Origin of the sequence: Paraconexibacter antarcticus, from assembly GCF_024220175.1 — a bacterium.
Taxonomy (GTDB): Bacteria; Actinomycetota; Thermoleophilia; order Solirubrobacterales; family Solirubrobacteraceae; genus Paraconexibacter; species Paraconexibacter antarcticus.
Genome location: NZ_CP098502.1, coordinates 656,922 through 678,331 on the forward strand (window position 1 = coordinate 656,922; position 21,410 = coordinate 678,331).

Sequence of the window (21,410 nt, forward strand, 5' to 3'; positions counted from 1 at the left end):
CGGCTCGCATGGCCCGCGTCTACGAGGAGCTCTCCGACGCCCAGCGCGAGTGGATCGCCGCGCAGGCGGTCTTCTTCGTGGGGACCGCGCCCCTCGCCGCCGACGGGCACCTGAACCTCTCGCCGAAGGGGCCGATCGGGTCGCTCGCCGTGCTCGGCCCGCGCGAGGTCGCCTACCTCGACGTCGTCGGTAGCGGCGCCGAGACGATCGCGCACCTGCGGGAGAACGGCCGCATCGTCCTCATGCTCTGCGCGTTCAGCGGACCGCCGCGGATCCTGCGCCTGCACGGGACGGGGACGGTGGCGCTCCCGGGCGAGGCGGCGTACGACGAGCTGCTGGCCCGGGGGGCGTTCGCCGACCCCTCGCGCCCGGAGGCCCGTCGCGCGATCGTCCACGTCGCGGTGCAGCGGATCGCCGACGCGTGCGGCTACGGCGTCCCGCTCATGGACCACGTCGGCGAGCGCGAGCACGCCGTGAAGTGGGCGGACAAGAAGCTCGCCGTCGGCGGGACCGGGGCGCTCGACGAGTACATCGAGGAGAAGAACCTGCGCTCGATCGACGGGTTGCCCGCGCTCGACGCGCCGCCCCCGCGCCCCTGACGCGCCGAAACCCGTTCTTGGTCCCCCAGTTGGGCTGTTATCGGGTCTCGGCGGGTCAGGGGGCTGCGCTGCGCAGCATCCGCTCGAGCTCGGCGCGCATCGCCGGCCACGGGCTGCGGGCGGGCGGCTGCTCGCGCGGCTCGAACGCCTCGGTCAGCGCGAGCCCGCGCATCGCGGTGAGGACGAGGTTCAGGCGCGACTCCCAGCCGGGCACCGCGATGAGGTCGCCGCCGATGTCCGCCGCGTGGGCGAGCACCTGCCGGCGCATCTCCTTCTCCACGGGCAGCAGGCGACGGTGCAGGTCCTCGTCGTCGGCGGCCGCGATCCAGAGCTTCACGAAGATCGTGAACATCGGGCTCGAGAAGTGCTCCCACAGCAGGTCCAGGAGCGCGCCGCTGCGGGTCTCCGGGTCGGTCGGCAGCTCACGAGCGTGGGCGGCGATCTCCGCGATCTGCTGGTCGGCGAGCCGCTCGATCGCCGCGCCGACGAGGTCGACCCGATACGGGAAGTGGTGCGTCTGCGCGCCCTGGGAGACGCCCGCGAGCTCGGTCACGCGGCGGGTCGTCGTCGCCGCGTAGCCGACGTCGAGGACGCTCTGGATCGTCGCGTCGAGGAGCCGTCCGCGCGTCTCGGCGGTGCGTTCCTCCTGGGTGCGGCGGGCGGGCGGGGCGGTCACCGGGGGCGATGCTAGCCCGCCGGGCCGCGGCGCGCGGGCGGCGCTAGTTTGGGGCGCATGCCCGCACTTGCATCGACCGGCCTGCACGTCCACCCCCTCTGCCTCGGCGGCAACGTCTTCGGCTGGACCGCCGACGAGGAGACCTCGTTCGCGATCCTCGACCGCTACACCGAGGCGGGAGGCAACTTCGTCGACACCGCCGACGTCTACTCCGCCTGGGTCCCCGGCCACGCCGGCGGCGAGTCGGAGGCGACGATCGGCCGCTGGATCGCCGCCCGCCGCCCCGACCTCGACGAGCTGACGATCGCCACGAAGGTCGGCATGCTCGGTGCGGCGGACCTCGGGAACCTGCGCCCGGAGACGATCCGCACCGCGTGCGACGCGTCGCTGCGCCGCCTCGGCGTCGAGCGCATCGACCTCTACTACCAGCACCGCGACGACGAGGACGTCCCGCTCGAGGAGTCGCTCGGCGCGATGAACGAGCTGCTGCAGGCGGGGAAGATCGCGCACATCGGCGTCTCGAACGTCGGGCCCGAGCGGCTGCGGCGGATGGTCGAGGTCTGCGCCGCCGAGGGCTACGCGCCGATCGCCGCGCTGCAGCCGCGCTACAACCTCCTCGACCGCGCGGAGTTCGAGGACGAGCTGCAGGCGGTCTGCGCCGAGCACGACATCGCGTGCGTCCCGTTCTACGGCCTCGCGATGGGCGTCCTCACCGGGAAGTACACCCGCGAGTCCGACAAGGCGAGCATCGGCTCGCCGCGGGCCGGCGGGGCGCTGAAGACGTACGGCGGGCAGGAGCGCACGTGGAGGACGCTCGACGTCCTGCGCGAGGTCGCGGCCGCGCACGGCGTCCCGCCCGCCGCCGTCGCCCTCGCCTGGCTCGGCGGCCGCGAGACCGTCGCCGCGCCGATCGCGAGCGCGACGAGCGTCGCCCAGCTCGACGAGCTGCTCGCGCTGACGGACGTCGAGCTCACCGGCGAGCAGGCCGCCGCCCTCGACGACGTCTCGGCGGGGTAGCGTCGCGGCCGTGATCCCGCCGATCGTCGACCTCGCCTGGTGGCAGCGCCGCCGCGAGGATGTCGTCACCGCCGACTGCCGCTTCTACCTCGACGGGCGCTCGGCCCGCGAGGCGTATGACCGCGGCCACATCCCGCGCGCGGTGTTCGTCGACCTCGACCGGTACCTCGCGGGGCACGGCGAGCCCCACGAGGGCCGGCATCCGCTCCCGGCGCCGGAGCGCTTCGCGGAGGGCCTGAGCGGCGCGGGGATCGGGGACGCGACGACGGTCGTCGCCTACGACGATGCGGGCGGCGCGATCGCGGCGCGGCTCGTCTGGATGCTGCGGGCGCTCGGGCAGGACGCGGCGCTCCTCGACGGCGGCCTCGCCGCCTACGACGGCGAGCTCTCGACCGAGGACGTCGTCCCCGCGCCGGCGGTCACGAACGTCCGCGCGTGGCCCGAAGCGGCGCTCGCCGACATCGACGCTGCGACCGACCGCCGCAGCGTCGTCCTCGACGCGCGCGACGGTGCGCGGTACCGCGGTGAGACCGAGCCGGTCGACCCCGCCGCCGGGCACATCCCCGGCGCACTGAGCCTGCCGACCCGCGAGCACCTCGACCAGGACTGGCGCTTCCTCCCCGTGGTCGAGCTGCGGCGGCGGTTCGCCGCGGTCGGCGTCGAGGAGGGCACGCCGGTCGTCTCCTACTGCGGCTCGGGCGTCACCGCCTGCCACGCGCTGCTCGCGCTCGAGCACGCCGGCCTCGGGCGCGGACGCCTGTACGCCGGCTCGTGGTCGGCGTACAGCAACACGCCGGGCCGGCCGGTCGCGACCGGGCCCGAGCCGGGGTAGCCGCGGCGGGTGGGCGAACCCCACCGCATGGGTGGGTCTCGCTGCCGGACGGGCGCCGCCGGCGCCCGCTCAGCCCGTGGCGGCGAGCAGCGGGTCGCCGGGCAGCTCCATGCCGCGCGGCACGAGCACGTAGTCGACCGGGCCGGTGCTGAAGCGCGCGATCGCACCGGGGACGATCGGCTCCCCGGAGAGCTCCGGCATCGACTCGATGCCGGGCGCGCGCAGCCCAAAGAAGCGGTGCGCGCTCTTGGCGGCGTACGTCCGCAGCGCGCGGTCGGCGCCGGCCTTGCTGCTGCACCAGCCGGTCGCGTGGAGCGTCGCGCCGTGCCACAGCTCCCAGCGCCAGCGGCGGTAGCCGATGCGCCCGGCGGCGAGCTCGTGGAGGGCGTAGTGGAACTGCAGGCCTTGGACGGGGAACACGCACCCTCCACCGTAGCGGCCGAGTACCGTCTTTTCATGCGCCCGAGCCGCCTCATGCCCCGGATCGGCATGGCCGCGCACGTCCACGGCGCCGCCGGGGACCTCACGGTCGTCCGCGTCGACGGCGCCCGGCTCGTCGTCGCCGACGAGGACGGGGACGAGACGGCGTTCGTCATCCACCGCCTGACGGGCCACTGGGTCCGGGAGGGCGACCCGTACTGGGGCCGGCGGCTTCAGCTCTCCGACGAGCGGGCGGGCTGACAGGCCGGGCACCACCAGAGGGTCCGGCCGGTGAGCGGCTGCTGGCGGACCGGGCCGCCGCAGCGGCGGCACGTGTCGCGCCGGTAGACCTGCACGCGGTCGCGGCCGCGCAGCTTCGAGCGGGGGACGCCGCCCGCCTCGTCCGCCGGCACCGTGACGATCTTCCCGGCGCGCTCGCCGTCGCGCAGCTGCGCGGTGAGGACGTCCCACAGCTCGGTGACCTCGTCCGGCGTGAGGTCCCGCGCCGGCGTGAACGGGTCCAGGCCGACCGCGAAGAGCGACTCCGCGCGGTAGACGTTGCCGACGCCCGCGAGCACCGACTGGTCCATGAGCGCCGCGGCGATCGAGATGCGGCGGCGAACGAGGGCGGCGGTGAACCTCGCCGGATCAGCGTCCGCCCGCAGTGGGTCGGGCCCCAGGCGGGCGAGGAGCGCGTCCTCCTCCGGCGGCTCGAGGAGCGTGGAGGCGACGGCGCCGCTGAGGTCCCAGGCGACGTCGCCCGCGTCAACGCGCAGGCGGCAGGTCGGGCGGGGTGGCGTGGCGTCCGGGTGGGGACGACGGACGAAGCGGCCGAAGAGCCCGAGGTGCACGTGGAGGGTCAGGTCCCCCTCGTAGCGCTGGAGCAGGTGCTTGCCGTAGGCGTCGATGCGCTCCAGGCGGCGCCCGTCGAGCTCCTGGGCCGCGCGCGCGGCGGCGAGCGAGGCGCGCACGGGCGCGTCGCCGGTCCCCTGGGGTGAGGACGTCGTGACGACCCGGCCCTGCAGGTCGGCCCGCTGGCAGCGGGCGAGGCGGTGGATCGTGTGGCCTTCGGGCATGCGTGACGGGTACGGGGGCGGAGCGGGCCCGGCTCTCGGCCGGGACGCCCTCCGCCGCCCGGCCCCCTACCCTGGCAGGCCGAATGCCGCCCGCGAAGAGCCCGTACCGCCGCCGTCCCGCCGCGAAGTCCAAGTCCCTGCCGGACGTCCCGCCCGAGCGCGCGCTCGGCGAGACGCTCATCTGGACCGACGGCGCCTGCCAGGGCAACCCGGGCCCCGGCGGCTGGGCCGCCCTCGTGACGACGAGCGACGACGAGGCGCCGATAGAGCTGTCCGGCGGCGCGCCGCACACGACGAACAACATCATGGAGATGACCGCCGCGCTGGAGGGCCTGCGGTCGCTCCCGGACGGCTCGACGGTCTGCGTCGTCACCGACTCGCGCTACCTCCTCGACGGCATGACCTCGTGGATGGCGGGCTGGAAGAAGCGCGGCTGGAAGACCGCCGGCGGCGACCCGGTGAAGAACCGCGCCATCTGGGAGGCGCTCGACGCCGAGGTCGGCCGGCACGCGTCCGTCCGCTGGCACTGGGTGCGCGGCCACGTCGGCAACGCCCTGAACGAGCGGGCGGACGAGCTCGCCGTGGCCGCCGCCGCGGCGAACGCCTGAGCGGCCCGGCGGCGGGCCGTGCGCACCTTCACGCTGACGGTGCAGCCGGGGCTGCTGGCGATCTGCCGGCTTCCGTCCGCGGCGCCGGTGCCTCCCGTCCCGCCCGATGCGCACCCGCTCCACGCGGTCACCCGGACGGCCGACGAGCTGTCGATCGTCTGCGCGGAGGAGGACGTCCCGGACGGCGCGATCGCGGACGGCGGCTGGCGGGCCCTGACGCTGGCGGGCCCCTTCGACCTCACGACCGAGGCCGGCGTGCTCGTGGCGGTGCTGACGCCGCTGGCCGACGCGGGGGTGGGCATCTTCGCGGTGTCGACGTACGACACCGACCATGTGCTCGTGCGCGCGGGGTCGCTGGAGGTTGCGGTGGGCGCGCTGCGCGGGGCGGGGCATGAGGTGGTCGTGGGCTGAGGCGGCTGGCCTGCTGTGGCCTGTCCTGCCGGGTCGTCGCGCTTACAGCGGTCGGTTACGGAAGAGGGAGGCCGGCGGTCTGCCGCGGAGTCGCACGAACACCACGTCATCCGTGCAGTTCGTGCGCCACCGAGGGGCGAACGCCGCTGGAGTCGCACGAACACCACGTCATCCGTGCAGTTCGTGCGCCACCGAGGGAGCGCACGACGAAATGGTCGCTGAGCGACCTCTTCGTCGGTCGCGCGCGCTCGGAGCGCCTCCCCTCCGCCGTAAACCAGCCCGCCGTAGACGCCGGCGCCCCGCAGGCTCCGCACGCGCCGGCGCCGCAAGCGCCCGCGCTCCGGCCTAATAGTGCTCCGTTAGGTGTCGTTGAGGTAGGGGGTGTCGGGCGGCAGCCGTCTGCGGCAGGTCGGGCATGTCCCGTGCCAGCAGGCCAAGAGCGTTTGCAGCTCCCGAACGACCTCGAACAGTGAGGTCAGGCGGCCGCCCGGCGTTGAGGTCGCCGCAGTCGTTCCAGGGTCAGGAAGCCGTGCGCGACGGAGACGAGGGTTGTGTGGTGGTGCCAGCCGGGCCAGGAGCGGCCTTCGAAGTGGTCTAGGCCGAGGGCGTCTTTGAGCTCGCGGTAGTCCTGCTCGATCCGCCAGCGCAGCTTCGCCAGCGCGACGAGGTCCGCGATCGGCGTGTCGTCGGGGAGGTCGCTGATCCAGAAGTCGGTCGGGGCGCTCTTGCCTTCGGGCCACTCCGCCAGCAGCCACCGGACCGGCAGATTGCCGTCTGCGTGGGCGCTGCGCAGCTTGATGTTGCAGAGCTTCACGCGGATCGCGGTGAAGCGCGAGGCCAGCTCGCCCTTGGTGCCCTGGCGCCAGCAGATCCGCAGATAGGCGTCCTCGCCGACCTCGGCCGCCAAAGCCGCGACGCTGCTGAACGGTCGGCGGTAGCGCGGCGCGGGCGGCCGTCCTTTGCCGGCGTAGGTCGGCGTCTGCGGCTCGGTGCTGGCCGGGAGCGCCGACGTGGTGCCCTTGACGTCCAGCACGTAGCGGATGTCGCGCTCTTCCAGGCCGATGCGCAGCTCCGTCACGTCACCGTAGGCGGCGTCGCCGAGCACCGGCGGAGCCTGCAGCCCCCACGCCTGAAGCTCGTCGATCATGTCCAACGCGAGCTGCCACTTCGGCCGATGCACGACGTCGTCGGGGACTTTGCAGCCGGCGCGGCGCGGGTCCTCGTTCCACGACTCGGGCAGGAACAGACGCCAGTCGATCGGGCACGACGCGTGCACGGTGGCGGCGGTGATCGAGACCCCGATCTGGCAGTTGCCGACCTTCCCCAAAGCGCCGGAGTACTGGCGCGCCACGCCGACTGACTTGTCGCCGAACTTCGGAAAGCCGGTGTCGTCAATCACCCAAGCCGCCGGCACGATCGCCTCGCTGAGCCGGACCGCCAAGCGCTTACGCACCGGTTCCCACCGCCACGGCGACTGGTTGACGAACTGCTGCAAGCACTGCTCATCGCCATCTTCCAGGCGGGCAGCCATCGGCTCGATGCTCTTGCGCTTGCCATCGAGCATCAACCCCCGCAGATACACGCCGCCCCACCGCCGCTGATCGCGACGCACCATTGGCTCGAACATGTCCTCCGCGAACGCCTCAAGCCGCGGCCGCACCCGCGCCAGCTGCTTGTCCGAGAGACCGGCCACCGACCCGATCTTGACCTGCCCCGCCGACGAACTCATGCACAAGAAGTTCGCCAAGACTCCATAACCTCCTGCAACAACCTAACGGAGCACTACTAAGAGCCCGCCGACTCGGCCTCCGCCACCGCATCCGCCAGGCGCCCGAGCCCCTCGCGGATCTCGCCGGCGTCGTGGGCGGTGAAGGACAGCCGCAGCGTCGCCGCGTCCGCCGGACCCGCGAAGAACGGGAAGCCGGGCACGAACGCCACGTCGCGCTGCAGCGCACGGTCGAGCAGGGCGGCCGCGTCCCATCCGTCGGGCAGGCGCGCCCAGACGAACATGCCACCCTCGGGCCGGTTGTGGACCGAGCCGGCGGGCAGGGCGGCCGCGAGGCCGTCGAGCAGCGCGTCGCGGCGGGCGCCGTACTCGTGGCAGAGGACGGCGACGTGCGCGTCGACGTCGGTGTGCGCCAGCCAGTGCGCGGCGGCGGCCTGGTCGACCGTCGAGGAGTGCAGGTCGGCCGCCTGCTTGGCGACGGTGAGGGGACGGCGGAGCTCCTCGGGCGTCCGGACCCAGCCGATGCGCAGCCCCGGGGCGACGACCTTCGACAGCGTCGACAGCGCGAGCGTGCGGTCCTCGGCGCCGGGCAGCGTCGCGAGCGCGGGGAGCGGGTCGCCGGCGTAGCGCAGCTCGCTGTACGGGTCGTCCTCGACGAGCCACAGGCCGGTGCGCCCGGCGAGGGCGGCGAGGGCGCGGCGGCGCTCGAGCGGCAGCGTGCGCCCGGTCGGGTTGTGGAAGGTCGGGACGGTGTAGAGGAGCTTCGCGCCGTGGGCGGTCGCGAGGCGCTCGACCTCCTCGACGATCAGGCCGTCCTCGTCGCACGGGACCGGGATCGCCTCGGCGCCGGCGAGCGCGAAGGCCTGCAGGGCCGCGAGGTAGGACGGCTCCTCGACGAGGATGCGGTCGCCCGGCTCGAGCAGGACGGTGGCCAGCAGCGTCAGCGCCTGCTGCGAGCCGCTGCAGATGAGCAGGTCGTCGGGCCCGGTCGGGAGCCCGCGGACGGTGAGCCGGGCGGCGACGGCCTCGCGGAGCGCCGGGTCCCCCTCGGTCGTCGAGTACTGCAGCGAGCGGCCGGCGGCGCCGTCGGCCAGCACCGCCGCGTAGGCGGCGCGGATGCCCGCTGCGTCGAAGAGCTCGGGGGCGGGGAGGCCACCGGCGAAGGAGATGACGCCGGGCCGCGCGGTGAGCGCGAGGATCTCGCGCACCGGCGAGCTCTTGACGTCGCGCAGGCGGGCGGCGAGCGGCGGGACAGCGGCGCGGGTGGTGACGGACGACGGCTCCACGGGACCGCGAACGGTACCGGTCGCGGGCTACGCGCCGGAGGCCGGTGCGGCGGCCGCCGCGTCGAGCGCGTCGTCCCCGAAGTGGACGGTGCCGTCGACGGTGAACGAGGGGACGCCGATGACGCCGCGCGCGATCGCCGCCGCGGTCGTCGCCCGCAGGGCGTCCTTGACGGCCTGGTCCCCGGCCGCGACGAGCAGGCCGCCGCCCGCGCCGAGCCCCGCGCGCTCCGCCGCGGCGCCGATACCGTCCGCGGCCGCGAGGTCCGCCCCCTCGGTGAAGGCGACCCGGTAGGCGGCGAGCGTGAAGCGGCGCAGCGCGTCCTGCCCACCCGCGCGGAGGACCGCCGTCGCGACGCGCATGACCGTGAGGTAGCTGCCCGGCCACGGGTCCGGCCAGACGAGCGGCGGCAGCCCGCGCTCGCGCGCCCGACGCTCGATCTCGGCGATGCCGTCGGCCCGCGACGCGTCGCCCGCGAGCGCCCACGAGGAGCGACCGGTCGCGCCGAAGATCCCGCCGAGCAGCACCGGCTCCCACACGACCGCGCGGGGCGCGAAGGCGCCGTCGACGCGCTCGGCGGCGAGCCACCCGTAGGGGCTGCCGAGGTCGAAGCTGAAGATCACGTCGGCCATGCGCCGAATCCTCGCAAACGGGGGCCGTGTACCCGTAAGGTACGCAGCATGGATCTCACCTTCGCGCCGAACGAGGCGCAGTTCCGCGACGAGCTGCGCGGGTGGCTCGCCGCCAACGGCCCCGGCCCCGAGCCGGAGGGGGAGGACGCGCAGTACGCGTGGCGCCGCGACTGGCAGCGGAAGCTGCACGAGGGCGGCTGGGCGGGCGTCCACTGGCCGGTCGAGTACGGCGGCCGCGGCGCGACGCTCGTCGAGTCGGCGATCTTCTACGAGGAGCTGGCGCGGTCCGGCCATCCGCTCCCCGCGAACGTCCTCGGCCTGCTCCTCGGCGGCCCGACCCTCATGGTCTGGGGGACGGACGAGCAGAAGGAGCGCTACCTCACGCCGATCCTCAGCGCCGAGGAGATCTGGTGCCAGGGCTTCTCCGAGCCGGACGCCGGCAGCGACTTCGCGGCGGTGAAGACGCGCGCGGTGGAGCAGCCCGACGGCTCCTTCCGCGTCACCGGGCAGAAGGTGTGGACGAGCGGCGCGCAGTACTCGAAGTGGTGCATGCTCGTCGCCCGCACGGACTCAGGCGCTGCGAAGCACAAGGGCCTGACCTACTTCCTCATGGACATGGGCCAGCCGCAGGTCCAGGTCCGCCCGCTCGTGCAGATCACCGGCGAGTCGGAGTTCAACGAGCTCTTCCTCGAGGACGCCGTCATCCCGGCGGAGAACGTCGTCGGGGGCGTCGGCAACGGCTGGAAGGTCGCGCTGACGACGCTCATGAACGAGCGCGCCGGCCTCGCCTTCGGCCTGCAGGTGCGCCTGCGGGTGATGATCGACGAGCTCACCCAGATCGCCGCCGAGAACGGGCAGCTCGAGGACCCGCGCGTCGCCGACCAGCTCGGCGAGCTGCACCTGCGCTGCGAGATCCTCCGCCTCACCGCCTACCGCGGGCTGACGGCGACGATGAAGTACGGCCAGCCCGGTCCCGAGGGCTCGCTGACGAAGTGGATGTGGTCGGAGACGAACCAGATGCTCACGCAGTTCGCGGCGGACGTCGTCGGGCCGGAGGCGCTGACGATGGGGACGAAGTGGTCCTACGAGCTGCTCCGCGCCCGCGGCAACACCATCGAGGGCGGCACGACCGAGATCCTCAAGAACATCGTGGCCGAGCGCGTGCTCGGCCTTCCCAAGGCGAAGTAGGAGCACGACGACATGAACTTCGACTTCACCGAGGACCAGCACGAGATCCGCCGCACCGCGCGCGAGCTGCTCGCCGCGCGGTCCCCGTTCGCGCGGGTGCGTGAGCACGCCGAGGCCGGGACGTACGACGACGCGCTGTCCCAGGAGCTCGGCGAGCTCGGGTGGCCCGGCATCGCCGTCGCCGAGGAGCACGGCGGGCAGGGGCTCGGGCTCGTCGAGCTCGTCATCCTCCTCGAGGCGCTCGGCGAGGCGTGCGCCGCCGTCCCGCTGCGCGGGTCCGCCCTCGCCGCGCTCTTCATCGAGTACGCAGGGTCGTCCGACCAGCAGGCGCAATGGCTGCCCGGGCTCGCCTCCGGCGCGCTGCGCGGCGCGGTCGGCGAGTGGTCCGACGGCGTCGCGCCGCTCGTGCCCGACGCGGTCGGCGCGGACGTCCTCGTCCTCCTGGACCCCGACGGCATGGCGTCGCTCGTCGCGGCCGCCGACGCGAGCATCGAGCCGGTGAACGCGATCGACCCGACGCGCCGTTACGGGAAGGTCGTCGTCGCCGACGAGGGCGGCATGGACCTCCTGGCCGCGGACACGAGCGAGGCGCTGCGCTGCGCCGAGGTCGCCGTCGCCGCCGGGCTCGTCGGCGCCTCCCAGCGGGCGCTCGACCTCACCGTCGCCTACGTGAAGGACCGCAAGCAGTTCGGCGTCCCGATCGGCTCCTTCCAGGCCGTCGGTCACAAGGCCGCGCAGATGCTCTTCGACACGGAGGGCGCGCGCTCGGCGACGCTCTTCGGCGCGTGGGCCGCGGACGCAGACCAGGACCAGCTGCCGCTCGCGGCGGCGATCGCGAAGGCGGCGGCGTCCGCGGGCGGCCGCGCGACGACGGCGGCGGCGATCCAGCTGCACGGCGGCATCGGCTTCACGTGGGAGGCCGACCTGCATTGGCTCTACAAGCGCGCGCAGCTCGACGCCGCGTTCCTCGGGGGCCCGGGGACGCACCGCGCCCGCGTCGCCGCGCTGTCGGCCGAGCGGGTGGCGGCGGCCGGGACCCGCTGAGTGGCCCCGCGCGCCGCGCGTCGACCGTCCGTCTGCCCGGACATGCCCGGGCAGATGGACGTTCGACGGTGAGAGGGGCGGTCGTCCGCCGTGCCGATCCCTTACGACCGCGACGCCTCGCTCGTCAGCCACCACCCGTCGCTGCTCACCCCGCCTCGGGCGAGCGGTGACGACGACGCGCCGACCGCGGCCGCCGTCGAGGCCGGCCAGCGTGCGCGCATCCTCGAGGCGATGGTGCAGACCGTCGCCGCGCAGGGCTACCCGCGCACGACGGTCGCCGACGTCGTGCGCGCGGCGGGTGTCTCGCGGTCGACGTTCTACGCGCTGCTCGCCGGCAAGGAGGAGTGCTTCCTCGAGGCCTACCGCCTGGGGACAGAGGTGCTCGAGGACCACATCGACACGGCGATGGACCTCGCGACCGACGGCTGGCGCGGCCGCCTGCAGGACGGCATCCGCGCGTACCTCCGCGTCCTCGAGGACGACCGCATCTTCGCGCGGACGTTCCTCGTCGAGATCCATCAGGGGTCACCCGCGACGGCGCTCGCGCGGGACGCGGTGCTCGACCGCTTCGCAGCGCGCTTCCTCGCCTCGCACGCCGCCGCCGTCCGCGCCGGCGAGGGGGAGGGGACGCCGGCGCTCGAGGTCTTCGCGATCCTCGCCCACGGCATCGACGCGCTCGTCGCCCGGGCGCTGCGGACGGGCGAGCCCGAGGCGCTCCCGGCGCTCGAACCCGTCATCCTCGACGCGGCCCTCCGCGTCCTGCGCGGCGCCTGACCGCGGCCGAAACCCGTTTTTCGTCCCCCAGTCGGGCGCTTGTCGGGTCTCGGCGGCTCAGAGGAAGCGCTGCAGGAAGGCGACCTGCGACGCCGCGACCTGCGCGGGCAGCTCGCCCTGGAACGGGGCGAAGTGGTCCCCCGGGAAGTCGTGCAGCTCCGCGTCCGGCGCCGTCGCGGCGAGCCGCCCGATCGCGCCGAAGTCGGCGGAGACGTCGTCCGCGCAGCGGCCGACCCACAGCGGGACCCGGATCCTCGCCGCCTTCGTCACCGGCCGGAAGAGCCCGATGGTCGCGAACAGGCCGGGCGAGATCTCGTTGCGCCACCGCGATCCGGGGTGCCGGGAGGCCGCGAAGCCGGCTGCCTCGCCGGGGAGGGTCATCGCCGCCCGGCCGCCCGGCTCCGCGGTGACCGGGATGAGGTTGTGGCGTCCCGCGAGGTCGGCGAGCGCGCGCGGCAGGATCCACGCGACGACCGACGGCGGGGTGACGAGGACGCGCCGCAGCCCGTCGACGAAGGGGCAGACGAGGAACGCGCCCGCGACGTCCGCGCCGTCGACGAGGAGCTTCGCGACGTGTCCGCCCGAGAACGAGAAGCCCCACAGGAGGATGCGCCGCGGGTCGACCTCGGGCCGCGCGCGGGCGTACGCGATCGCGCTGCGCCAGTCCTCCCGCTGGCGGGGCGCGCGGAAGCGTTGCCGGGGCTCGCCGCCGGAGTCCCCGAGATGGCGGAAGTCGAAGACGAGGACGTGCGCCCCGGCGGCCGCGAGCGCCTCGGCGTAGAACGCGAGGCCGTCGCCGCGGGTCATCGAGAAGCCGTGCGCCATGACGACGCACGGGGCGGGGCCGTCCGCGGCGGCGGGGTAGAACCAGGCGGCGCACTGCGCGTCGCCCGACGGGAACTCGACGTCCTCGCGGGTCACGGGGAGATCTGACCACGAACGGGCGGTCCGCGTCCACCTGGCGCCGCCGCGGTCACCCGGAGGCAGGCGCCCCGCTAGCGTTGCGCCGATGCCCGTCACCCGTCACGCCTACGGCCCCGAGCGCGACCAGTTCGCCGAGCTCCACCTCCCCGAGACCGCGCCCGGCGCGCCGCTCCCCGTCGCGGTCGTCGTCCACGGCGGCTTCTGGACGACCGAGAACGGCGGGGTGGACCGGATGACCGGCCTCTGCGAGGACCTCGTCGCGCGCGGCTGGGCGGCCTGGAACGTCGAGTACCGGCGGCTCGGCGGCGGCAGCGGGGGCGGCTGGCCGCAGACCGCCCAGGACGTGTCGGCGGCGATCGACCACCTCGTGACCCTCGAAGACGCGCCGCTCGACCTCGCCCGCGTCGTGAGCATCGGGCACTCCGCGGGCGGCCACCTGACCCTCCTCGACGCCGCCCGGGCGAGCGCCGCCGTCCGCGTCGCCGCGACCGTCGGCCAGGCGCCGCTGACGGACGTGCAGTTCGCGCACGATCTCGGCGGGCCGGCGACGCAGGTCGTCGAGGCGTTCATGGGCGGCGCGCCCGGCGCGGTCGGCGACACCTACGCGCAGGCCTCGCCCGTGCGGCTCGTCCCGCTCGGCGTCCCGATCCTCCTCGTCCAGGGAGAGCTCGACGACCTCGTCCCGCCCCGGATGGTCGCGGCGTTCGCCGACGCCGCGCGCGCCGCGGGGGACGACGTGACGCTCGAGCTGCGCCCGCACGACGGGCACTTCGACCACCTCGATCCGCTGCGCGGCGCCTGGGCGACGACGGCCGACTGGCTTCAGGCGCGCCTGGGCTGAGCGGGGCCGGAGGCGGGGGCAGCGGCGGGGGCCGGGGCGCCGAGGTCATGCGCGCCCGCGTCCCCCCGGGCGCAGAGCGCGACGGCCTCGACGACGGCGCGCGCCTTCAGCAGCAGCTCCTCGACCTCGCCCGCGGGGTCGGACTGCAGGACGATCGCCCCGCCCGCGCCGATCCGTACCTCGCCCGCGGTGCAGACCGCGGTGCGGATCGTCACCGCGAGGTCGGCGGCGCCGTTCAGCGCGAGGTAGCCGACGGCGCCGGCGTAAGGCCCGCGCGGGCGGTCCTCGAGCGCGTCGAGCAGCTCCATCGTCCGCTCCTTCGGCGCGCCCGTCATCGACCCGGGCGGGAACGCGGCGCGCACCGCGTCGGTCGCGTCGAGGCCGGGCGCGAGCGTCCCCCGCACCGACGAGACGAGCTGGTGCACCGTCGCGTACGGCTCGACGACCATGAGCTCGGGGACGTGGACGGAGCCGACGGCGCAGACGGCGCCGAGATCGTGCCGCGCGAGGTCGACGATCATGAGGTGCTCGGCGCGGTCCTTCGCCGAGGCGGCGAGCGCGGCGCGCGCACGCGCGTCCTCCGCGGGGTCGGCGCCGCGCGGCGCGGTGCCCTTGATCGGCCGCGACTCGACGGCGCCCGCCCGGTCCACCGAGAGGAACCGCTCGGGCGAGGAGCTGACGAGCGTCACGCCCCCGATGCGGACGAACGACGCGTGCGGGGCGGGGCTGCGGCGGCGCAGGACGCGGTGGAGCGTCAGGGGGTCCAGGCCCGTCGTGATGCGCAGCTCGTCGGTGAGGCAGAGCTCGTAGGACTCGCCGCGGCGGATCGCGGCCTGGCAGTCGGCGATGCGGGCCGCGTACTCGGCGCGGCTGCGGGTGGCGCGCACGTGCAGGGGCGGCGCCAGCGGGTCCGGCGCGGGCAGGACGGGGTCGGGCGCGGCGCCCCGGGGGAGCTTCGCGAGGACGGCCGCCGTCGCGTCGAACCACGCGCTCGCGGCCGCGCCGTCCCCCGCCGCGGTGAGGCAGACGAGGTGCAGCTCGCCGCTCTCGTGGTCGAAGGCGAGCAGGCGGTCGGCGAGGATGAGGGCGGCGTCGGGCAGGTCGCTGCGGTGGACGGCCGGCCGGTCGGGCCCGCCCGCGCCGCCGCCGCCGCCGGTGAGCTCGTAGCCGAGCCAGCCGACGTACCCGCCGGTGAGGCCGAAGGGCGCGGCGGGCGCGTCGCAGCGCAGCGCCCGCAGCCGCTCGGAGAGGTGCAGGAGGAGGTCGCCGTGGTACTCGATGACCCCCTCCTCGAGCCGAGACCCGTTTTCGGCCCGACTGGGGGACGGAAAACGGGTTTCGGCGGGGGAGGGGTGCTCGCGCTCGCGCGTGACGCCCGCCGCCGCGTCGTGCGTGAGGACGCGGGCGAGCGGCCCGCGCGCGTCCCCCATGAACGAGAAGCGCGCGACCGTCGCGCCGGCGAGGCTCGAGTCGAGCCAGAAGCAGTCGGGGGCGTCGGCGTACAGCGCGAGGAACGCGGTCTCGGGCTCGGGCGGGTGGGGCAGCCGGCGCAGGTGGACCTCGAGCGCCGGCGGGCCGGCCGGCTCGCGGTGGGGCGGCGCCGGGCGGCCCTGCTGGGGCGGCAGCCGCGCGCCGCGGGCGCGGCGCCCGTCGACCGGTCGCGCGGAGGCGTGCGCGCGCGTGAGGTCGCGGAAGTTCTCCAGCAGCCGCAGCCCGTGCTCCGAGGCGACCGACTCGGGGTGGAACTGCACGCCATGCCGCGGCCGCGCAGGGTCGGCGAGGCCCATGACGACGCCGTCCTCCGTCCACGCGGTGCGGCGCAGCGACGGCGGCACCCGGCGCACCGCGAGCGAGTGGTAGCGGACGGCCCCGAAGCCCTGCGGCAGCCCCGCGAAGACGCCCGTCCCGTCGTGGAAGACGCGGCTGACGCGGCCGTGGACGGGCTCGTCGGCCTCCGCGACGAGGCCGCCGGCGACCTCCGCGAGGCCCTGATGGCCGAGGCACACGCCGAGCACGGGGACGTCCGCGTGCTCGAGCGCCGCCCGGCAGATGCCGAAGTCCCGCCGCTGCCCGGGGTGCCCCGGCCCGGGTGAGAGGACGATGTTGTCGAAGGCCCAGCGCTCGACCTCCTCCCACGCCCGCGCGTCGTTGCGCACGACGATCGGCTCGACGCCGTTGACCTCCGCCAGCCCGTGGAAGAGGTTGAACGTGTAGGAATCGTGGTTGTCGATGAGCAGCGTGAGCATCAGCGGGTCGGGGGAGGACGGGCCGCTGGCCTGGAGCCCCCGCACGGGACGATGGCAGACCCCCGCCCCCGCGCCCGGCGAGCCGCGCTACGCCGCCGTCGACTCCTGGCTCGTCGAGGACGGCCGCGTGCGCGGCCTCGCGCGCCATCACGCCCGCTTCGCCGCGGCGGTCGCGGCGTCGGCGGCGCTCCCGACGGGCGCGGCGTTCCCGGGCGACGCGGACGTGCAGCGCTTCCTCGCGGCGAGCACCGCGCGGATCCCGGGCGCCGGGCGCTGGTTCCCCCGCGTCGAGCTCACGACGGACGGCGAGCTGCGCCTGCGCGTCCGCCCGGCGCCCGCGCCGCAGCCCGAGGTCGTCGTCCAGGTCGCCCCGCTCTTCGACCGCCGCCGGCTGCCGCGCATCAAGGGGCCCGACCTCGACCGTCAGCTCGCCTGGCGCGCGCAGGCCGAGGCGGCCGAGGCGGGCGAGGCGCTGCTGACCGGGCCGGACGGCAACGTGACCGAGGGGATCTGGACGACGCCGGTGTGGTGGGACGGCGACGTCCTCTGCGCGCTGCCGCGCGACGCGCCGGTGCTCGACTCGGTGACGCGCGCGCTGCTCCTCGGGCTCGCGCGCGAGCACGGCGTGGAGGTCGGGCGGGACACGCCGTCGGTCGCCCGCCTGCGCGACTGCGAGACGTGGCTGCTCAGCGCGCTGCACGGCCTGCGCCTCGTCACCGGCTGGCTGCTCGTCCCCGGCCGCGAGCCCGAGCCGGCGCCCTTCGTGCCGGGCCGCGCGGAGACGTGGCGCGCGCGGCTGGAGGCGCTCGCGACCCCTACGCGGTGATGCGGTGCTCGAGGTGCACCGCGGCGGCGGCCGCGAGGTCCTCGAGCAGCGCGACCTGCTCGCGCTCCCACATCCGCGGCACGTGGTCGATGACGCAGAGCGTGCCGAGGACGGTCCCGTCCGACGTCGCGAGCGGGATGCCGAGGTAAGCGACGACGCCGAGCTCGGCGATCGCCGGGTTGTCGCGCAGGTCCGGGTGCTGGCGGGCGTCCCCGACGACGAGCGGCGCGCGCCGGACGACCGCGTGCCGGCAGAAGGAGTGCGAGATCGGCGTCTGCCGCCGCGTCGCCCACGGCTCGCCGAGCCCCAGCGCGCACGCGAAGACCTGCCGGTCCGAGTCGACGAGCGACACGAGCGCGACCGGTGCGCGCAGGACCCGCCGGGCCGCCTCGCCGAGCCGGTCGAGCGCCGGGTCGCGGGCGCCGCCCATGAGGCCGGTCCGGCGCAGGAGCGAGAGGCGCTGCGCCCCGGCGAGGTCCGCCTGGTCCGCCGGGAGCGGGACCGCGCGCGGGCGCGTCGGCGAGGCCGCGGGCTTCTTGCGGGCGCCGGCCCGCAGCAGGCCGCGGGCGATGCCCTCGAGGTCGGCGACCTCCTCCTCGTCGCCGCGCCGACCGACGAGCGTCGCCGCCCGCCAGAGCGCCGCGTCCCGGACGAACTGCGCGGCGGAGATCCGCTGCGCGGCGGCCTCCCGCGCGACGAGCTCCCAGACATCGTCGGAGAACCGGACCGTCATCGCGCGCATCGCCATGGACGAGAGCCTACGCGCCCTGCGCCATCGGATCCGACGTCGGCTGGCGCGAAAGCCTCACACATACGCGCAGGGCCGAGGGATCAGGGCGGTTCTCGACCGAATCTCCGACCAGATGCCCGAATCCCACCGTCGTCTGCCCACCGCCGCCTCCGACGACGCGCTCATCGAGCGCAGCCGCACCGGCGACGCGGCCGCCTTCGCGCGCCTCGTCGAGCGCCACCGGGTCCGCGTCCTCGCCGTCGCCCGGTCGATCGCGCCGCACGCCGCGGAGGACGTGACGCAGCAGACGTTCCTCAGCGCCTGGCTCGCGCTCGGGCGGTACGACGCGACCCGCGGGTCCGTCGCGACCTGGCTGTGCGGGATCGCGCGCAACCGCTCGATCGACGCGCTGCGCGCGGAGGGCCGCCGCCCGCTCCTCGCCCGGATCGAGGATGCGGCCGCCCACCTCGTCTGCCAGGAGGAGACCCCCTTCGACGTCGTCGAGCGCCGGACGGCCGCGGCCGGGGTGCGCCGCGCCCTGCTCACCCTCGGGCCCGAGCAGCGGACGGCGCTGACGCTCGCGTACTACGGCGGCCTGAGCCAGCAGGAGATCCAGGTGCGCACCGAGGTGCCGCTCGGGACGGTCAAGGGCCGTACACGGCTCGGCCTCCGGGCGATGCGGGTGCAGCTCGGCGTCGCGGCCTGACCGGGGCGCCTACCGCAGCACGAGCGGCAGGCCGAGCAGCTCGTTCACGGTGACGAGCCGGTAGCCCCGGCGGCGCAGCTCGTGGATGACGCCGGGCAGCGCGGCGAGCGTCTGCCCGCGCGGGCCACCGCCGTCGTGCGAGATGACGATCGCGCCTGGGTGCGCCTCGCGGAAGATGGTGTCCGTGATCGCGGCGACGCCCGGGGTGCGCCAGTCCTGCGGGTCGTCGTCCCACAGGACCGACGTCAGGTGCTGCGCGCCCGCCGCCGCGACGAGCGCGGGTGACGTCCCGCCGTAGGGCGGGCGGAAGAGGCACGGCGTGAAGCCCGACTCGCGGCGGATGGCGTCCTGCGTCCGGCGCAGCTCGTCCGCCGCCGCGCCCCCGCCGGCGGCGAGGTTCGCGTGGGTGAACGAGTGGTTCCCGATCATGTCGCCGTCGGCGAGCATCCGGCGCAGGAGCGCGCCGCGGCCGGCGACGTTGCGGCCGACGACGAAGAACGTCGCGGGCGCGTGCTCGCGCTCGAGGACGTCGAGGAACCGGCTCGTGATCGCCGCGGGCCCGTCGTCGAAGGTCAGCGCGATGCGGTTGCCGGTGCCGCGGCGCACCTCGCGCGCGCCGGTGTAGGCGCAGCCGACGGGGACGGGCGGGGCGACGCGGAGCGGGAACGTCCCCGCGTCCGGGACGAGGTCGACGCAGGGTGAGACGTCCGGCGCCTGCGGACGGCAGGTGCGCGTGTCCTGCCAGTGCGACACGGCCTGCCAGGTGTGACGACCCGGCCCCAGGTGGAGCTTCGCGAGCGGCACGTCGGCGGCGACCGTGCGGGCGTCCGGCCGGGCGACGCGCGACGGCAGGTCGGCGATCGACGCGACGCCCCCGGCGGCGGTCAGGCGCGTCAGCCGCAGGTGCAGCGGCTGCGGGCCGCGCAGGTCCCCGACGACGCAGAGGCGCTCGGTGCGCGGCGCCGGGCCGGCGAGCATCAGGACGAGGCAGAGCGAGCGGCCGTTGCCGGGGGTGAGGGCGACGGGCGGCAGCGGCCGGACCGTGCGGAGCGCGAGGTGGACCTCGTCCCCGGCCTGGGTCAGCTGCGCGGCGGCGAGGTCGAGGCGGCTCGTGCCCTCGGCGGGATCGGCGTGGGCCCGCGGCGCCGGTGTCCGGGCCGTCGCCGCGCTCGTGGCCGCCCCCGGCAGCAGCGCGACGGCCGCGAGCCCGGCGGCGGCGCTCGCGAGCAGGGCGCGGGCGGCCGGGCGGTGACGGCGGCCGTTCACCGGCGCGTGACGGAGAGGCCGAGCAGGTCGGTCACCGTGACGAAGTGGTACCCGCGGGCCTTCAGCGTGCGGATGATCGTCCGGTAGGCGGCGAGCGTCTGCTGGCGTGGACCGCCGCCGTCGTGGGAGAGGATGATCGCGCCGGGCCGCACGCCCGCGAGGACCCGGGAGCGGATCTTCGCGGTGCCCGGGCGCGTGAAGTCCTGCGGGTTGACGGACCAGAGGGTCGGGGTCAGGCCCTCGCTGTCGGCCAGGCGGATGAGGCTCCGGCTGCTGAGGCCGTAGGGCGGCCGCAGGAGGCACGGCGTGAAGCCCGTCGCGTCGCGGATCGCCCTCTGCGTGTCCTCGATCTGGGCGACGGCGTCCGCGTCCGCCTTCTGGAGGCTCACGTGGTCGAAGGAGTGGTTGCCGAGCATGTCGCCGTCGGCGAGCGCGCGCCGGAGCGTCGCCTCGCGCCCGGCGACGCGGCGACCGACGATGAAGAACGTCGCGGGGACGTGCTCGTGCTCGAGCAGCGTGAGGAACTGCGGGGTGATCGCGGCCGGCCCGTCGTCGAAGGTCAGCGCGACGCGCCGGCCGGTCGTCGGGCCGTGGCGGACCTGGGTGCCGGCGACATGCGCGCAGCCGGTCGGCAACGTGGCGCCCGTGTCCTGCGCCCGGCCGCGCGGAGCGGCGACGGCGAGCAGCACGCCGAGGACGAGGAGCGTCGCGGCGAGCAGGGCGGGGTGGCGAGGAAGCCGACGGGACACGGTCGCCGGTAGCGTCCCACAGATGCCCAGCGCGTACGCCGACATCCGCGTCGAGCAGGAGGGTGGCGTCGCCCGCCTCGTCCTCGACGCCCCCGCCCGCCGCAACGCCCTCACCGTCGAGATGGCACAGGCGATGGTCCGGGCCTGCGACGACCTCGACGCCGACCCGTCGGTCGGGGCGGTCGTCGTCTGCGGCGCGGGGGAGTACTTCTGCGCGGGCGGGGACCGGCCGACGCTCGCGGCCGTCGGGGAGGACCCGGCCGACCCCGAGCGCTACGACGGCATGGGGGACATCTACCGCGCCTTCGCGCGGGTCGGCGAGCTGCGCGCCCCGACGATCGCGGCGATCCGCGGCGGCGCGGTCGGCGCCGGGATGAACCTCGCGATGGCGACGGACGTGCGCATCGCCGCGCGCGACGCGAAGCTCGCGAGCGGCTTCATCCCGATCGGCCTGCACCCCGGCGGCGGGCACGGCGTCCTCCTCGGGCGCACGGGCGCCCGCGAGGCGGCGGCCGCCCTGATGCTCTTCGGCGAGCGGGTGAGCGGCGAGCGCTTCGCGGAGCTCGGGATGGCGTGGGCGGCGGTGGACGCCGCCGACGTCGAGGACGTCGCGATGACCCTCGCGGCCCGGCCGGGCGCCGACCCCGACCTCGCCCGCCGCACCGCCGCCTCGATGCGGATGGAGCTCGGGCCGCCGGCGATGACCTGGGCCGCCGCCCTCCAGCTCGAGCGCCCCGAGCAGATGTGGTCGATGCGGCGCAAGGCGCAGGGCGGGTCGTAGCGCGGCCGGCCGCGGCCGCCGCGGGCCGCCGGGCCGCGGTGCCGAGCCGCCGCG

24 protein-coding genes are annotated in these 21,410 nt (G+C 75.7%); 13 read left to right on the forward strand and 11 right to left on the reverse strand.

All coding sequences use genetic code 11. From position 1 onward, the window contains the following. Nucleotides 1–8: 8 nt before the first annotated feature. On the forward strand, nt 9–599 hold the full coding sequence (locus NBH00_RS03190; RefSeq protein WP_254571909.1) for a pyridoxamine 5'-phosphate oxidase family protein: 591 nt from the start codon (nt 9–11) through the stop codon (nt 597–599). A gap of 55 nt (nt 600–654) precedes the next feature. Here NBH00_RS03190 and NBH00_RS03195 read toward each other — a convergent pair whose 3' ends face one another. Then, nucleotides 655–1,275, reverse strand: coding sequence for a TetR/AcrR family transcriptional regulator (locus tag NBH00_RS03195; RefSeq protein ID WP_254571910.1), 621 nt, complete (start codon nt 1,273–1,275; stop codon nt 655–657). Between the two features lie 57 nt (nt 1,276–1,332). Between NBH00_RS03195 and NBH00_RS03200 the strand changes: the two genes are divergently transcribed. Continuing rightward, the gene (locus tag NBH00_RS03200) at nt 1,333–2,292 is read left to right on the forward strand and encodes an aldo/keto reductase (RefSeq protein WP_254571911.1); all 960 of its coding nucleotides are present in this window, start codon (nt 1,333–1,335) and stop codon (nt 2,290–2,292) included. Between the two features lie 10 nt (nt 2,293–2,302). Continuing rightward, nucleotides 2,303–3,124, forward strand: coding sequence for a sulfurtransferase (locus tag NBH00_RS03205; RefSeq protein WP_254571912.1), 822 nt, complete (start codon nt 2,303–2,305; stop codon nt 3,122–3,124). Between the two features lie 69 nt (nt 3,125–3,193). On the opposite strand, the gene NBH00_RS03210 is transcribed toward NBH00_RS03205, so the two are convergent. Next, on the reverse strand, nt 3,194–3,544 hold the full coding sequence (locus tag NBH00_RS03210; RefSeq protein WP_254571913.1) for a hypothetical protein: 351 nt from the start codon (nt 3,542–3,544) through the stop codon (nt 3,194–3,196). A 36-nt stretch (nt 3,545–3,580) separates the two neighbouring features. Between NBH00_RS03210 and NBH00_RS03215 the strand changes: the two genes are divergently transcribed. Further along, a complete protein-coding gene (locus NBH00_RS03215; RefSeq protein ID WP_254571914.1) occupies nt 3,581–3,805 on the forward strand; it encodes a hypothetical protein in 225 nt (74 codons plus the stop codon). On the opposite strand, the gene NBH00_RS03220 is transcribed toward NBH00_RS03215, so the two are convergent. Beyond that, a complete protein-coding gene (locus NBH00_RS03220; protein WP_254571915.1) occupies nt 3,778–4,620 on the reverse strand; it encodes an Fpg/Nei family DNA glycosylase in 843 nt (280 codons plus the stop codon). The two genes, NBH00_RS03215 and NBH00_RS03220, sit on opposite strands and share 28 nt — an antisense overlap. Nucleotides 4,621–4,703: 83 nt before the next feature. Between NBH00_RS03220 and rnhA the strand changes: the two genes are divergently transcribed. Continuing rightward, complete coding sequence (gene rnhA, locus NBH00_RS03225; protein ID WP_254571916.1) at nt 4,704–5,228, forward strand: ribonuclease HI; 525 nt, start codon at nt 4,704–4,706, stop codon at nt 5,226–5,228. 18 nt (nt 5,229–5,246) lie between these two features. Continuing rightward, nucleotides 5,247–5,639: an ACT domain-containing protein gene (locus tag NBH00_RS03230; RefSeq protein ID WP_254571917.1), complete on the forward strand. Its 393-nt coding sequence runs from the start codon at nt 5,247–5,249 to the stop codon at nt 5,637–5,639. Between the two features lie 475 nt (nt 5,640–6,114). On the opposite strand, the gene NBH00_RS03235 is transcribed toward NBH00_RS03230, so the two are convergent. From NBH00_RS03235 to NBH00_RS03245, 3 genes are read right to left on the reverse strand one after another with little or no spacing between them, the layout of a single operon-like run. Continuing rightward, nucleotides 6,115–7,368 (reverse strand): IS701 family transposase, encoded by a 1,254-nt coding sequence (locus NBH00_RS03235; RefSeq protein WP_254569724.1) that lies wholly within the window; start codon nt 7,366–7,368, stop codon nt 6,115–6,117. Between the two features lie 56 nt (nt 7,369–7,424). Next, entirely contained in the window at nt 7,425–8,651 is a 1,227-nt protein-coding gene (locus tag NBH00_RS03240) for an aminotransferase-like domain-containing protein (protein WP_254571918.1), read from the reverse strand. A gap of 27 nt (nt 8,652–8,678) precedes the next feature. Continuing rightward, nucleotides 8,679–9,281, reverse strand: a complete 603-nt coding sequence (locus NBH00_RS03245; protein ID WP_254571919.1) for a DsbA family protein — start codon at nt 9,279–9,281, stop codon at nt 8,679–8,681. A 48-nt stretch (nt 9,282–9,329) separates the two neighbouring features. On the opposite strand from NBH00_RS03245, the gene NBH00_RS03250 reads away from it, so the two are divergent. From NBH00_RS03250 to NBH00_RS03260, 3 genes are all read left to right on the forward strand, one after another. Continuing rightward, on the forward strand, nt 9,330–10,469 hold the full coding sequence (locus tag NBH00_RS03250) for an acyl-CoA dehydrogenase family protein (RefSeq protein WP_254571920.1): 1,140 nt from the start codon (nt 9,330–9,332) through the stop codon (nt 10,467–10,469). Between the two features lie 12 nt (nt 10,470–10,481). Then, entirely contained in the window at nt 10,482–11,513 is a 1,032-nt protein-coding gene (locus tag NBH00_RS03255) for an acyl-CoA dehydrogenase family protein (RefSeq protein WP_254571921.1), read from the forward strand. A 90-nt stretch (nt 11,514–11,603) separates the two neighbouring features. Next, on the forward strand, nt 11,604–12,287 hold the full coding sequence (locus NBH00_RS03260) for a TetR/AcrR family transcriptional regulator (RefSeq protein WP_254571922.1): 684 nt from the start codon (nt 11,604–11,606) through the stop codon (nt 12,285–12,287). A 57-nt stretch (nt 12,288–12,344) separates the two neighbouring features. Here NBH00_RS03260 and NBH00_RS03265 read toward each other — a convergent pair whose 3' ends face one another. Next, nucleotides 12,345–13,208, reverse strand: coding sequence for an alpha/beta hydrolase (locus tag NBH00_RS03265; protein ID WP_254571923.1), 864 nt, complete (start codon nt 13,206–13,208; stop codon nt 12,345–12,347). 88 nt (nt 13,209–13,296) lie between these two features. Between NBH00_RS03265 and NBH00_RS03270 the strand changes: the two genes are divergently transcribed. Next, nucleotides 13,297–14,052: an alpha/beta hydrolase gene (locus NBH00_RS03270; RefSeq protein ID WP_254571924.1), complete on the forward strand. Its 756-nt coding sequence runs from the start codon at nt 13,297–13,299 to the stop codon at nt 14,050–14,052. On the opposite strand, the gene pabB is transcribed toward NBH00_RS03270, so the two are convergent. Continuing rightward, the gene (gene pabB / locus NBH00_RS03275; RefSeq protein ID WP_254571925.1) at nt 14,034–16,298 is read right to left on the reverse strand and encodes an aminodeoxychorismate synthase component I; all 2,265 of its coding nucleotides are present in this window, start codon (nt 16,296–16,298) and stop codon (nt 14,034–14,036) included. The genes NBH00_RS03270 and pabB overlap by 19 nt on opposite strands. Between pabB and NBH00_RS03280 the strand changes: the two genes are divergently transcribed. Next, complete coding sequence (locus NBH00_RS03280) at nt 16,282–17,124, forward strand: aminotransferase class IV (RefSeq protein WP_254571926.1); 843 nt, start codon at nt 16,282–16,284, stop codon at nt 17,122–17,124. The genes pabB and NBH00_RS03280 overlap by 17 nt on opposite strands. Here the strand turns inward: NBH00_RS03280 and NBH00_RS03285 are convergent. After that, a complete protein-coding gene (locus tag NBH00_RS03285) occupies nt 17,114–17,872 on the reverse strand; it encodes a GAF domain-containing protein (protein WP_254571927.1) in 759 nt (252 codons plus the stop codon). The two genes, NBH00_RS03280 and NBH00_RS03285, sit on opposite strands and share 11 nt — an antisense overlap. 115 nt (nt 17,873–17,987) lie before the next feature. On the opposite strand from NBH00_RS03285, the gene NBH00_RS03290 reads away from it, so the two are divergent. Next, nucleotides 17,988–18,560, forward strand: coding sequence for an RNA polymerase sigma factor (locus NBH00_RS03290; RefSeq protein WP_254571928.1), 573 nt, complete (start codon nt 17,988–17,990; stop codon nt 18,558–18,560). A 9-nt stretch (nt 18,561–18,569) separates the two neighbouring features. Here the strand turns inward: NBH00_RS03290 and NBH00_RS03295 are convergent, their stop codons facing one another. Further along, on the reverse strand, nt 18,570–19,826 hold the full coding sequence (locus NBH00_RS03295; RefSeq protein WP_254571929.1) for a polysaccharide deacetylase family protein: 1,257 nt from the start codon (nt 19,824–19,826) through the stop codon (nt 18,570–18,572). Continuing rightward, nucleotides 19,823–20,575: a polysaccharide deacetylase family protein gene (locus tag NBH00_RS03300; RefSeq protein ID WP_254571930.1), complete on the reverse strand. Its 753-nt coding sequence runs from the start codon at nt 20,573–20,575 to the stop codon at nt 19,823–19,825. Before NBH00_RS03300 ends, NBH00_RS03295 begins: the two co-directional genes overlap by 4 nt. A gap of 22 nt (nt 20,576–20,597) precedes the next feature. Here NBH00_RS03300 and NBH00_RS03305 point away from each other — a divergent pair, with 22 nt between their 5' ends. Further along, nucleotides 20,598–21,356: an enoyl-CoA hydratase-related protein gene (locus NBH00_RS03305; protein WP_254571931.1), complete on the forward strand. Its 759-nt coding sequence runs from the start codon at nt 20,598–20,600 to the stop codon at nt 21,354–21,356. Nucleotides 21,357–21,410: the final 54 nt, after the last annotated feature.